Source organism: Desulfotignum balticum DSM 7044, from assembly GCF_000421285.1.
Lineage (GTDB): Bacteria > Desulfobacterota > Desulfobacteria > Desulfobacterales > Desulfobacteraceae > Desulfotignum > Desulfotignum balticum.
Window position 1 is genome coordinate 3,772,054 of sequence record NZ_ATWO01000001.1, and the last position, 13,378, is coordinate 3,785,431.

Annotated in this window: 11 protein-coding genes; 4 read left to right on the forward strand and 7 right to left on the reverse strand. The window is 53.9% G+C overall.

Features of this window, described 5'->3' with window-relative positions; genetic code table 11:
• Window positions 1-7 precede the first annotated feature (7 nt).
• Window positions 8-1,135, forward strand: a complete 1,128-nt coding sequence (locus K365_RS0118985) for a DUF2786 domain-containing protein (RefSeq protein WP_024335855.1) — start codon at window positions 8-10, stop codon at window positions 1,133-1,135.
• Between the two features lie 126 nt (window positions 1,136-1,261).
• Here the strand turns inward: K365_RS0118985 and K365_RS0118990 are convergent, their stop codons facing one another.
• Window positions 1,262-1,672, reverse strand: a complete 411-nt coding sequence (locus tag K365_RS0118990; RefSeq protein ID WP_245569207.1) for a type II toxin-antitoxin system VapC family toxin — start codon at window positions 1,670-1,672, stop codon at window positions 1,262-1,264.
• Entirely contained in the window at window positions 1,654-1,896 is a 243-nt protein-coding gene (locus K365_RS25985) for a type II toxin-antitoxin system Phd/YefM family antitoxin (RefSeq protein ID WP_024335857.1), read from the reverse strand. Before K365_RS25985 ends, K365_RS0118990 begins: the two co-directional genes overlap by 19 nt.
• A 154-nt stretch (window positions 1,897-2,050) precedes the next feature.
• On the opposite strand from K365_RS25985, the gene vapB reads away from it, so the two are divergent.
• Both vapB and vapC read left to right on the forward strand, forming a co-directional pair.
• Complete coding sequence (gene vapB, locus K365_RS0119000; RefSeq protein ID WP_024335858.1) at window positions 2,051-2,284, forward strand: type II toxin-antitoxin system VapB family antitoxin; 234 nt, start codon at window positions 2,051-2,053, stop codon at window positions 2,282-2,284.
• The gene (gene vapC, locus K365_RS0119005; protein WP_024335859.1) at window positions 2,284-2,691 is read left to right on the forward strand and encodes a type II toxin-antitoxin system tRNA(fMet)-specific endonuclease VapC; all 408 of its coding nucleotides are present in this window, start codon (window positions 2,284-2,286) and stop codon (window positions 2,689-2,691) included. Before vapB ends, vapC begins: the two co-directional genes overlap by 1 nt.
• 56 nt (window positions 2,692-2,747) lie before the next feature.
• On the opposite strand, the gene K365_RS0119010 is transcribed toward vapC, so the two are convergent.
• The 5 genes from K365_RS0119010 to K365_RS0119035 all read right to left on the reverse strand — a co-directional run bounded on the left by K365_RS0119010 (window position 2,748) and on the right by K365_RS0119035 (window position 12,802).
• Window positions 2,748-3,011, reverse strand: coding sequence for a YgaP family membrane protein (locus K365_RS0119010; RefSeq protein WP_245569208.1), 264 nt, complete (start codon window positions 3,009-3,011; stop codon window positions 2,748-2,750).
• A 400-nt stretch (window positions 3,012-3,411) separates the two neighbouring features.
• Entirely contained in the window at window positions 3,412-9,345 is a 5,934-nt protein-coding gene (locus tag K365_RS0119020; protein ID WP_024335861.1) for a DEAD/DEAH box helicase, read from the reverse strand.
• Window positions 9,346-9,350: 5 nt separating this feature from the next.
• On the reverse strand, window positions 9,351-10,649 hold the full coding sequence (locus K365_RS0119025) for a BREX system ATP-binding domain-containing protein (RefSeq protein WP_245569209.1): 1,299 nt from the start codon (window positions 10,647-10,649) through the stop codon (window positions 9,351-9,353).
• 3 nt (window positions 10,650-10,652) lie between these two features.
• Window positions 10,653-11,954, reverse strand: coding sequence for a BREX system ATP-binding domain-containing protein (locus K365_RS0119030; protein ID WP_024335863.1), 1,302 nt, complete (start codon window positions 11,952-11,954; stop codon window positions 10,653-10,655).
• On the reverse strand, window positions 11,951-12,802 hold the full coding sequence (locus tag K365_RS0119035) for a hypothetical protein (protein WP_024335864.1): 852 nt from the start codon (window positions 12,800-12,802) through the stop codon (window positions 11,951-11,953). The genes K365_RS0119030 and K365_RS0119035 overlap by 4 nt, the downstream gene beginning before the upstream one ends.
• Before the next feature lie 284 nt (window positions 12,803-13,086).
• Here K365_RS0119035 and K365_RS0119040 point away from each other — a divergent pair, with 284 nt between their 5' ends.
• A complete protein-coding gene (locus K365_RS0119040; RefSeq protein WP_024335865.1) occupies window positions 13,087-13,311 on the forward strand; it encodes an addiction module protein in 225 nt (74 codons plus the stop codon).
• Window positions 13,312-13,378 lie beyond the last annotated feature (67 nt).

Sequence of the window (13,378 nt, forward strand, 5' to 3'; positions counted from 1 at the left end):
GTGATCCATGCAGGAAAAAATAAATGACATTGAAGTCCGCTGGGCAAAACAGCTGCAAAGAGAACATGACGATATCTGTTATCACCGGCGCGTTTCCCTGGCGACGCCCGTGGTGGCCATCGTTGGCGGTAAAAACCGGCTGGGATACTGGACCTCAGCCAACCAGACCATTTCCATTTCCAGGCACTTGATCGAAAACAATTCCTGGGAAATCGTACTGGAAATTTTCAAACATGAAATGGCCCATCAATATGTCAGCGAATACCTGGATAATGCCGACGTTCATGGACAAGGATTTAAAACCGCCTGTGACATCCTGGGGGTCCACCCGGCGTTTGCGGGATTCGGCAGTCCCCGAAAGGAACATCTGGCAGCCTTCAAGGGAACCCTGCCGGGAAAGGCACAAACCCTGCTGCGGCGGGTGGAAAAACTGCTGGCACTGGGGCAGTCCAGCAATGAATCAGAAGCCCGGGCCGCATCCAGAAAAGCCAGTTATCTGCTGAACAAATACAATCTGGACCGGATTGACCAAGAGGACACCAATGCGTCAGACATCCGATATTTATATCTTCACAGCGGCAAAAAACGCATGGAAACCATAGAAAAACTGATTCTGAAATTTCTGGAGGAATTCTATTTTGTCAGTTGTGTGACCGCCACCATCTATGATGCCCAAACCGATGAAGAATACAGGGCCGGAGTCCTGATCGGCAAAAAAGAAGCCTTGGTGGTGGCTGAATATGTGTACCGGTTTCTTTTGGATACCTCCGGAAAATTATGGCAGGATTTCCGGAAAAAACACGCCGGCCAGCGCACCGGGAAAGTGGCGTTTGATTCAGGCTTCATAAAAGGCATCCAATCCAACCATGAAATGATGTTCAAGGCCCGGGAGGGTGGCGCCCTCCCTGGCGACACCTCCCTGCCCATCGCGGCCGTCAGGGCGTTGCGGGTCCAGTCCCGGGTTGAAAACAACCGTGAAAAAACGCGCTTGTTTCCCCGGTTGACCAAAAACCGGTCATCGTTCCGGATGGATGAAAACGCGTTCCGCCAGGGCATGGAACAGGGCAGAAAAACCCATATCCACCGGCCGGTTGAACATAAAAAAGACGGAATCACCGCATTGCTGAACCGGTGAAAAAGACCAGCCGTATTGGAGCAGTCCAATAGGGTTAAGTCTGGGAGCTGGTAAAACCGATCAATTCCAGGAACACTTCCTAAATGGTGCCGAGTATGGTCAGCAGGATGGTTTTGTTTTCCGGCATCATTTAAAACAAATCTCAAACCGGTCAGAATCAAGAATCTTTTGATCCACTGTCATAAATGTCAGGTCGTAAACCAATGCAGTGGCAACAAGAAATCGATCCGCAGGGTCTTGATGCGGTAATTTCACCTGTCTGCTTTGAATTGCCACTTCATGATTCAAAGACGCCTCTCTGAAAGGGATACTGCCCAGCACCATTTCGATCCATTTAACCGGATCGGCATGATCAATCCGGATCCTGTTTTTTTCATGAAGCATCAAAATTTCCCACGTGGTAATAGGGGACAGCCAAAGGGTATTGGTTTGATCTTCCAGAGCATTTTTCATTTCATCCGGCAATTTATCGGAACCAGTGAGACTCCATAACAGGATGTGTGTGTCCAGCAGCAGATTCATTTCAACACATCCCATTCTTTTTCATCAACAACCGGTTCCAGAATATCGTCAGTAATTTTTATCTGATCTCTGTAGCTCCCGATCCAGGATCCATTGTTTTTCGGAGTCGGCGGCCGGGTCACCAATGCATAGGGTTTCCCTCTTTTGGTGACGATAACGGATATCCCCGTGTTTTTTACCTGATCTATGATTTTAAGACAGGTTGCCTTGAATTCCGAGATCGAAATCGTTTGAGTCATGCCATCACCTCCTGTTTTTATACAATTTAACATGGTCAAATTTTGTGGTCAAGTTTTACGATTCCTGTTCAAGGAGTACTATATACTCTTGCTATATACATACCGATGCTATATACTTCATATATACAGCAAATTAAATATAGGAGATTGCGCTATGGATATGGGAACCGTCTTTGTAAATAATAGAACCCAGGCAGTAAGATTGCCTGTTGGCAGCAGGTTTCCCGAAAATGTGAAAAAAGTTGTCGTACGTGTTATCGGTAAAGACCGTGTACTTTCACCCGTAGAAAATAGATGGGACAGCTTTTTTCTTTCTGAAGATGGTGTGTCTGATGACTTTATGACGGAACGTGCTTCTCAAGACCAGGCTGAAAGGGAACCTTTTTGATGTTAAAGTATATGCTGGACACCAATATTGTTATTTATGTGATCAAGCGACGACCCGTTGAATTATTAGACATTTTTAACGCCCATGCCGGACTCATGTGTATCAGCTCAATCACGTTGGCAGAATTATTCCATGGTGCTGAAAAAAGCGCTATGATTTCCCACAACCTGCGCAAAGTTGAGGACTTTGTATCCCGTTTGGAGGTTTTGCCTTATGACGACAACGCCGCTGCCCACTATGGAAATATCAGAGCGGATTTAGAAAAGAAAGGCACGCCAATAGGGGTCAATGATTTGCACATTGCAGGGCATGCCCGAAGTGAATCTTTGATCCTGATCACCAACAACATGAGAGAGTTTGCAAGAGTCGAGGGCTTGCGGTTAAAAAATTGGATTGACGCAGAATAGAGAGGATTGAGGCTGACAAGCCGGTTTCTCGATCATGATAAGATGTCCAATATATGTTACTGTTCAGAAAATCCGAGTTTTCTGAGTATCTTTTCCAACGGACAGAAGTCCGTAAATCCGGACTGAGTCAGATTCAACCCGACAAAAAGCGTCAGAGCAAACCACCACGGTGAGTGAAGCAGCCCAAGCAATGCACTGATGGTAACCATAAGCCCCGGTATGATTCTCATTAATTTTTTAACAGTCATATCTTCCTCCTGTGTATCGCTGTCTGTCATTCGTGAAGGCATGGCTTTCAGCAAGTTCAACCATAAAGCCATCTTAATTCACCACACGAAACCGCTACTCACGAAATATCTCGAAGGTTTTATCGGCTTTGCGCAACAAATCGTCGATAAAATTCCGGGGACCTCGGGCCTAAACTTTTCCCCGCGCCATACCCTCCCCCGGGACCGGAAAAGGTACTCTTTGCCTTTTGATTTTTTCCAATGCATCCCGCCACGGTAAGCCACCGCATTGCGGTATGCCTCCCGAAATGCATCATACAGTTGAGAAGCATCGATGAATATTCTGGCCTGGTCGGTTCCCATTTCCGTATAGTGCATATTGGCATCCGCTTGTTTTCTATAAAAAATTGAAAAATGAAAAAGCAAATAAAACCATTTGAATTTAAACCGTTTATCGATTAAAAAATCAAGCCTTTTTTGCATCTTTATTTTTTCAAAAAATGCCAATGCCTGATGAATGTTGAAGGTGTTCCTTTGAGCAACGGCAGTTCACGTCTGAAAAAACCGCATTACTTTCCCGGCAATGGAACAACAATAGCTTGAAACAGCTGTTTTTCGCCAGCAGGGATTCCGTATGGGGGATCATTGAAAAAAAGGCCTGGCTGCCGACGATGATCAGCTTTTTTCTGGCCCGGGTCATGGCGACATTGAGCCGGTTGGGACTGTTCAGAAATTCACTGGTCAAATGATCCGGATCCGATGCGGTCAACCCGAAGAGGATGAGATCCCGCTCTGCCCCCTGGATCCGCTCCACCGTGTCCACCAGGGGGAGCTGAAAGCCCTTCGGAGTCAGACCCGTGTCTGAGATCATCTTTGAAAGCCGTTTGCGGATTTCGTTGTTCTGGGCCCTGTGGGGGGTGATGATGGCCATCCGGTCCGGGGGAAAGCCGTGGCCGCATATCAGGCGGCAGGCCAGTGCGGCCATGAGATCTGCCTCTTCATCCGATTTCTGGGAACATCCCTGGTGGTCGGTCAATACCAGTGTGACCGGTTTCTCCGGATCCAGGATCCGGCTGAACCACGGGCCGTCACCCAAGGGGTCCTTATATTCTTCCTTGACAGGCCCCGGGCACAGCCGTGCCCGGTCCACGCCCGGGGCCGAAGAAAGCACACCGCTGTACCAGATTTTGGAAGGAAACGCGCAGATTTCCCGGTTCATCCGATAGGTGGTATTCAGGGTGACCTGGTGGCACCCAGGATATTGGTTGCAGATATTGGACAGGATGGAACCGCTGAACCGAACCCCGTCCTTTCCGTTTTCTCTGTCCTTTCCTTCCTCCCTGTTCTCTTCATCGTCGTAGGTTCCCATGACAATGGGGGGAAGCTGATTTTCATCCCCCAGGAACAAAAAGTTTCCTCTGCCGTAAATCAGGCTGAGCAGGGCCTGGGGGACCGGCACCTGGGAGGCTTCGTCAAAGATGATCCAGTCAAGGGCCAAAGGAAATCCCTTGTCTTTGCTGTTGAAAAGCGAATAAAACCCGTATCCGGTGGCGCCCAGGATCAGCCAGGGCCGGGCCGGAAGGTCACTGGCATCCTTGAGATATTCCACAGCCGGGGCAGGCAGGTTCCCGGAATTTCCGTTTTCTCCACCAGGGGCGGACGGGTTGGTTTCAGGGGATCTGTTTTCCCCCCATTTGACACACTGGCCCGGGAACATACCTGGCAAATATTGGTCGGCCAGAAGCACCACCTTTTTCAACACCGTGTCAATGGCCTGGTGGGTCAGGGCACTGACCCCGATGCGAAGCGGTCTTTTTGCATCATGGGCCTCAAGTATCAGGGCGATGATGATCCACCCCAAAAGATGGGTTTTCCCGGTGCCGGGCGGTCCCTGGATCAGGCTGGTCTGGTATTGAAACGGCAGCATCAGGGCCTGCTGCTGGGCAGGGTTCAACCCGTGGTCATCCCGGGACAGCCATTGTTTCACCCAGTCAAGGGATGATGCCGGCTGCCTTTGAAGGGCATCGCCTGCCAGCAGCTGCCGGACATGGCAATATCTTTCATCTGAAAACAGGGCAGTGGCGGCATGGACCATCTTTTCCCGGTTCCAGTCGTCCATATCCTCTTCAAGGGAATAGAACAGTTCTTTGTGGCACTGCAGCCTGCCGGACCGGGAAAGGAGCCCCACCTCTCCGGCTTCCATGTCATATTCAGCCAGGATGACGGGAAATCCGCCCTGGATATCGGCCATGCCGTGGGGCACCAGTTTGAGGAAATCCCCCTGGCGGAACTTGGCCGGAAGGGTTCGGGGCGACAGTTTAAAGATATGGAGAAACCGCCCGTCGTGATCCAGGCGGGCATGGTGAAATTTCAGAAATCCCAGGGACCGGAACCGCTGCATCCGTTCTGCCAGGGGCTGTTCCTGGAGCATCTGGATATCCGCGTCTTTTAACCGGCTTTCTTCCTGGATAAAAGTAATATAGGGTGCCACCTGTTTATCTGTCCGGTCTTTGGCCGGCCATTCCCGGATCCAGCAGCTTTCCAGGCGCAACACCGCTTTTTCAAAGATATCTGCCATGACGGCAAGACCCTGTTTCACCTCCAGGGCCGCCGGGTCTCCGGCTGTGTTGCCGCTCTGGTGGAACAGGGTCAAAGGCGGTGTCAGAGAGTGTTTGCATCCAAACACATGGCCAAGGGAATAAAAAGAGAGTGCACCCGGTACCGGCAGGGTAAAATGGCGGGTCAATACCTGTTTGAGATCTGTCCACGGCGATGGCTGGGTCTGACAGAGAAAAAGACATGAATTTTCCGGTGCCTGCCCGGCCCACTGGACCAGTGCTCTGCGAGATTGGGAACCCAGATGGAAAATATGGGGTCCCGAACCTGAATGGATGCTTTCCTCCCAATGCTGTGCCAATTTTCCGGCAAAGATTTTCCACACCTTACAACGCGCATCATGGCTCTCCATGGTCCATACCCGGGATTCAACCACCTGCCGGGTATCCGGCTCCCACACCTGCCACCCCAGGACCCGGGGCTGCCCGCTCAGCTGCTCTGTTTCCACATGGATGAAAAAAATCCTGGAAAGGTTGGCCGGAAACAGGTGGGTCTTTTTTTCGTGAAGCCGGATGCGGTTGGTTAAAAAGGCATGGCACCATCCTGCCAGTTTCTTTTGCCGTCCCGGGGAAATGCGGGGTTTCATGGCCAAAGGGCCTTCCTCACCGCCATCTGTCATGTTTTCCAATACCCGGACGGTCTTTTCCAGGGTGGTGCAGCCCAGCTGCCTCAGTGCCATCAGTTCTCCCCGGGTCAATGCGGGCAGAAACTGGATTTCCTCACGGACAAGGGCCCCGGCATAGCAGCCGGAAAACCCGGAACAGGCCGTGCAGCGGGTTTGAAGCCGGTGGTCTGCATGGGCCGGCAGGTCTGCCAGGATCCGGCCCAGGGTGTGACACAGGCCGGGAAAGGCGGCCAGGAAAGGGATTAAATCGAACCTGTGGATCTTCCCGGCTGTCAGGGATCGGTCCCTGGTTTGTGGTGAAACGATGAATCCCCAGTGCGAGACCCGGGCCGGAATCCTCCGCTCTGTTATCATTTTTTCCAGAACCTGCGCATAAAACGCCACCTGCCATTTCTGATGATACCGGGGATCAAGGCTGCGCTTGATGTCGCCAACTTCGATCACCACCGGGTGCCCGCCCCTGTCTGTGCCGGATCCGTCATCCACCGGTTCCAATGACAGCTTCAGAAGGTCCGGGATCCCCACAGCATCCATGTCAGGAAATTGCGGCACCAGCAGGCCTGTTTTAAGACCGCATTGGGAGATCCACACCCGCCGGGCGGACGGCCCGTTTCCGGCAATGAGCTGTGTTACTGTTTCTTCCAGCAGTCTCAGGCCCGATTCCCAAAGGGATCCACCCGGCCCTTCCGGTGCCGGGGCGACCAGGATTTCCCCCTGTTCCTCAAGGGATGCCAGCATGGTCTGTTCGTGGCGGATACCCTGGTCCCGGGCAAGGTCCATGAGGCCGTCCTGATCCTGAACCGGGTGGTCCAGGCCCAGGTATTTCAGGCAGAACCTGCGGCCGCACTGGCCGAAATAAAAATAATCGCTGACCATGGTGGCGGTCAGGGGGCGGCCGGGCTCGAAACAGGAACGTTGCCACCGGGGAGATGAAAAAGGAAACGCCTCTGATGCCGGCACTTTTTGTTTTTCTCTGTCCAGCAGTGATGCACCGGCATCGATTTCCCAGGTTGCGGATTCATCCGCCTTTTCCACAGCAGGGTGAGGCCCTGCAAAATCTGCCATATCACCGGAAACAATATCCGAGCTGGATGCAAGATACCGGGCAAAAGCCTCTGCCACACGCCGGTCAAAGAAAAAATCAGCGATCTCTTCCACCATCAGGGCCATGGGCAGTGTTTTCCAGAAAATGCTCAGGGGAACCAGGCCCCGGACCGACTTGAAGTGGGATGCGATCCAGGCATGAAAGGCGTTTTTTTCAACGGGCAGGGTCAGTGTTTCAAACCGGATCCATTGGGAACATTCCACCCCGGTTTCACTGGAGGCGATCTCCAGGTCCTCATCCTGGAAATGGTCCCGGATGGCCCATTCCAGCACCAGGTTGCCGGCAGCACCCAGAAAGGTGCAAAAACAAAACCGTGCCTTCCTGCCCGGGACCACGGCGATGCCGTTGGCCAGTACCACCGGTTTTGCATGAAACGCCTGTTCATGGCGGAGCAATTGTCTGGTCCGGGTCATCAGGCCGCTGTCATCGGGCATGGCACCGGAAGTGAGGATCTGCTTCATGGCCCGGGCCACTTCATAGGACACACGCGGCCCCAGACCCGACCAGACCAGGTCTTTTTCTCCCTTTCCGGCCCATGGGCATGCCACCACTTTCCCGGGATCCCCTTCTGCCTGGATTTTCAGAATCTCAAGGCGCCGGCCCGAAAGATGGACCCGGTCTCCCGCATCCATCTGGGAGACAATGGACTGGGGGATGTCTGCCACCGTTTCCCCGGAGACCTCCAGGAGGTACTCTTTTTCCGTCTCGGGAAAATTTCCCCATATCTTATAGGCCAGAAAATGGTCCCGGTACTGCCAGCCCCCCCGGACCAGGCCGGGGCGGGGACAGGGACGAAGCCATCTTTTTTTTTCAAGAGATGTGAAAATGGTGGACAGCAGACTTTTTTTGTCCGGGAAAAGGGATTGCATTGCACCAAGGGAGATCTCTTTTTTTTCATACAGACAGGAGATCACCTGCTGGCTGAGGACACTTGGCAGTTCCTTGGGAACCGGTGCCTCGATTTTGCCTTTTCGTCCCAGTTCCAGCAGCGCCAGGAAGCGGACCACCTGGGTGCCGGCGGATTCTCCGGAACAGATCCCCCAGAAATTGATAGCACCTTCCCGGCGGTTGGCCCGTCCGATGCGCTGCAGAAAGGAAGATACAGACCCTGGGGGTTCAAACAACAGGACCGCGTCCACATCCCCCACATCGATCCCCAGTTCCAGGGTACTGGTGGCAATGCACAGGGCATGCGGGTTTTTCCGGAACCGGTCCTCTGCCTTTTTGCGTTCCCGGGGCTTGAGGTTGGAGTAATGGAGTTCGGTGACATTCCGGAACACTCCGGAGCGGCCCAGGATACCCGAGAGCCGGTCGCATGCGGACCGGCTGTTGCAGAAGATGAGAATTTTTTTGTAGTTCCAGGCATGGTACAGGTCGTTGAGCAGGGCAATCATCTCGGTATCGCCGTTTTTGAAATGAACCAGGCGGGCGGAAATTCTGCGATCTATGTTGACGGCAATGGATGTTGCTTCGGGTCTGAAATCGAAAAAATCCATCACCTCCCTGACCCGGGCAATGGTGGCGGACATGGCGATCTTCTGGACCGGTGCCCGGGTTCTTCTGGACAGGCGGGTGAACAGAAAAGCCAGGTGCCGCCCCCTGTACTGGTGGACCAGGGGGTGGACTTCGTCGATGATCACCGTGCCCACCCGGGACAAAAATCTTTTCAGGCCTTTATTGGCGCTTCCCAGCATCACATCCAGGGATTCCGGGGTGGTGAACATGATATCCGGCCGTTTTTTCCCGGCCCGTTTCAGATCTCCGGTGCGGATGGCAAGGGTGAGCCCCAGACGCTCGGTAATCATGGATTCGAACCGCCGCATCAGGTCCTTTGCCAGGGCACGGGTGGGAATGATGTACAAAACCCCGTGGACCCTGCCTGAAGCGATCACCCGTTCCAGGCAGGGGGCCAGCACGGCTTCGCTTTTCCCGGAACCAGTGGCGGCCTGGAGAATCAGGTCTTTTCCCGCCAGGATGGGCTGGATGACCTGCACCTGGACAGGGTGCAGATGGGTGAATGATCCGTAAAAGGGCCGGAAGGTGTTGGGCAGCAGTAACAGTGGATCGGGGGCCTGGACCATGGGAATCAGCAGGGTTGTTTCTGCTGTTCCAGGTCCAGGTGGTTGACCAGAAGCCGCAGTTTCATGCGGGATTCGGCCCGGCCGTGCCTGGACAGGACCCGGGCAGCTTCCTGTTTCAGGGTCTCTTTGTCCGGTTCCCATGCATAGGCGTTGCCGTGGAGAACCACGAGCCTGCGGATCAGGTCCTGCCAGTCCCGGGCCGACAGATCCTGGAGCAGGTAGATGTTGAGATCCTGCTTCCAGGCCCTGTGGTAATTGCGCGCAAAGCAGGGGACCGGTTCCGGCGCTGCGGGGCTGTTTTCCCGTCCCGATGCTGCGGAGCTGCTTTTCCATCCCCTGGGCGCCCGGGTCCGGTCATAGGGTTCCTCCGCCACCAGGGTGAAAAAATCATGGGTAAAGGCAAACACCGGGAAAAGACCCCGGCTTCCGGTGTCGGGACAGATGAATTTATGGAGAAGTTCATAGCTTTTGCTGCGGCTGGTGATGCGGGTCTGTCCGATGGATTCCCCCTCATCAAACAACACCATCCAGCCCCTGTATCCCATCTTCTTCAACAACCGGGCCAGCCCCTTGACGGCAACCAAATATTGAGCCGGATCGTTGCAGACCAGGGAGTGGTCTTTGTAAAACGGCACCTGGCGGTAATGGAAGACCGCCTGAAGACGATGGGCCGGAATCTCCTTTCCCATGAGGGCATTTTTCAGGATCCATGGAAATTCCCGGGGCCTGAACCGGCCGTGCTTTTTGAGTTTCCGTTTGGCCGGGGGAATATCCATGTTGGGAGATGCCATGGCGGCCAGAATAGCCCTGAACCGGTGGGGCAGGTCTTCGGGGATGAGATCTTCGAGGGTTTTGTCCCGGTTGCCGGGTTGATTCAGCCAGTGATCCGCTGCCTTTTTCCAGACATCTGTGACGCTGTTCTGCCCGTCCGGAAAGGTCATGGCCCCCATCAACGCCCGGTACACGGCTTTGAAATCATGGAACGGGGTCTGCCGCGGATCGAGATTGATACTGCTGACCACGAAATTTTCAGCCAGGGCCCGCTGTTTGAGATAGGCGAGGCTGTGGGATTTGCCTTGTCCATAAGCCCCACAGATGCACACATGGCAGGGCTGGCCCGTTTCAAGCCGGGCCACGCCCTGGTCGAACACCTGGTCCAGCTTTTGTTTGCCCGAGGTGAGCCATTGAACCCCTAACGGGTCGAACAGCCCATCCCTGATCCGCTCCACGGCCCGCCGGAGAGAAAAATTGTCTGTGCCGTTGACAAGGGTCCTGAACGACGGGGCATCCATATGGTCCATCATGGCTTAAGAATCCCAGGTCGGCTGCATCTGTTTCATTTTTTCCGCTTCCATCTGCTGCCGGGTTTCCACCATCTGGCGCGCCATGTCCATGTCCCTGGGAGACGTGCCCTGTTCCGCCAGGTCCAGGATGCTGATCAGCTGCTTGATGAACAGGCGGACCTCGCTGATCACCCCCATCCGTTTCTGGCTGTCGCAGATCTGCTCCATCACGCTGTCTGTGACCATCTCTTCGGGATGCCAGCGAAAGGAGGTGCCGTGCAGGGTCCGCAAGGCCCGGCCCAGATCCAGCAGTTCTTCGGTCTGAAGCGGGGTCTGGTGAAGGTCCACCAGCACGCCCCGATAGTTGAGGCGCTTTGCATCGCCGATGGACCGGACCCGGCTCCACAGGGCATCATAGGATTTAAACCCCTTTTCCGACAGCAGCACATCCGGGATGATGGAAAAAAACAGGTGCAGATACTGGGCCGTCTCGCTGTTGTCGATGAACAGCCGGACATTTTCATAGGCGGCGTTACGGATGGTTGTGCTCATGGTCACCACCGTCTCCATCTCGTCCATGAGAAGGATCAGCCCCTGGTGGCCTGTATGGCGCAGAAACAGGATCAAAGAATTCATGAACTGCCGGGCATTGCCCTTGTTCAGAAACTCATAGATCTGAAAGGGTTTGAGTTCCTTTTTGGTGACCTTGCCCCCTTCAAACCAGTGCATGAGAATTTCGCTGTCCGCATCCCTGAGGGCTTTGTCCTCCCCTTCCGCCAAGGGGTCAAACCGGTTGTGAACCAGGGCGGCCAGGGCATTGGCGAAACTGATGTCCATTCCCGGGATCTCTTTAAACTGCCCGGCCAAGGCCTGGTAAGATTGCCCGGCATCCGGCCCCTGTCCTTTGCCCGGGGCCTGTTCCAGCTGGTCCAGCCATGCGGTCAGCAGGGCCCGGATCCCGGTGCCGGTGAAATTTCCCCTGAGCTGCCGAACAACAGCCTGATAAACGGTTTCAAATTTATGGATGGGCACATCCCGTGTCAGGACCACAAAGGAGACGGCAAATCCCTTTTCCAGGGCCAGGTGCCGGACCACGGACATGAAATGGGTTTTTCCATCCCCGTAATCCCCGCTGATGAACCGCACCTTGGCTCCGCCCTTTGCGATATAATTGTCCAGATCATCCTCAATATAGGACAGCCACTTCTGCCGGCCCACGGTGAATACCGGGACATATTCCACAGGCACGCTTCCCTTGCGCAGCTCCTCGATGATGGATCGGGCCTGGAACGGCTCTAACGCTTCGAGGGCTTCCAGAGAGATCATGACACGGATGCCTGTTTATTGTGAAAGGAGATGGCCGTGATCTGGCGCAGTTCCCCTTCCGGGTCCAGAAGCCACAGGGCTTTATTCCGACCCGGGGTGAGCTGAAGGTCATAACCGTCCGAGGTCCCCCCGGTGCCGGACTGAAAATAGCGCCACAGGTCCACGGAGAACTGGTCCTGGCTGTACCCTCTGAATTTCCCCTTGTCCATGTTCTGGAAAAATGTTTTGGGCTGAAGAGAAATCACATAGGCCAGGTAAAAAGTCTGCATGGGCACGGGCCGTCCGGCTTGCAGGTCCTCTTTTTCCAGAATTTCCAGGTAGACCCGGCACAGGGAATCGATGAACTGCACCGGATCATAGGGGGAATCGTACAGCTGTTTTTTCAGCCGGAGCACTGCGGTGAGGATCCGCCGGGGGTCGATGGATTTGAGCACCTTTTTATTGATCTTGGTGGTGCGGCTGCTGAAATCGATCTCCCCGTCAATGCCTTTCAACACGGTAAACCGGGGAAAATCCATCTCTACGGACAGCCCGGCTTCTTCGCACTGCCGGGTCAAATCATCGATCAGATCCATGCGGTAACGTTCCACCTGTTCGTGGGCATAGGTCCCCAGGGCCTCGAACACAGGGCCGCAGGATGCCAGGACCTCATCCCGGCAGATCTCCTCCGCCGGTTTACTTCGGAGCAGTTCATCCAGGCGAAGAAAATCATCTCTTCCTGCACACCGGATGCACAGCTGGATAAAATCCGCTTTTTTCTGTTTCTGGTTCAGATCCCTTTGAAAGGGCTGGACGATCTGTTTCAGGTCTTCTTGAATTCCTTCAAGAAATTCATTGGATTCCGGCATCTGATTTTCCTTTGCAGTTTCAATATTTTATTCAGCCCTATTTTACACAACTGCCGGAAAAAATTCAATACCATCACACCCCTTTTCCGGATCCGTTGCACCAAAGGCCGGTGGTGACAACTTTTTTATTTGGAAAAACAGATGTACAAAACGTTCACGTCGAGGGAACGGCGAGGGGCATGCCGCCCCTGGAATGCAGTGTTCGCCATCACAAATCCGGGTTGCGAAGCTGCGTGTTGTCGGCTATACTTAAATAAAATCAAAAGAACGGCGAGGTGGACTATATGACAGCTATAATCGAGAGAGTGCTCAATGATGCGCTGGCCCTGCCGCCCATTGAGAGGGCTGAGTTGATTCGACGTCTTTTTCAGAGTTTCGATGTCTCAGAGGACAATCATATCGATACTGCCTGGACAGAAGAGGTTGAATCCAGGATCGAAGCATACGAAAAAGGGTTGCTCACAGCCTCCCCGGCAGAGGACGTTCTGGCCAGGATCAACCGGCGATGAGAATACTCGTCCTCTCATGTGCGGAATCGGCAGACCGAACGGACGTTCATCATTCAAGGGATGAAAC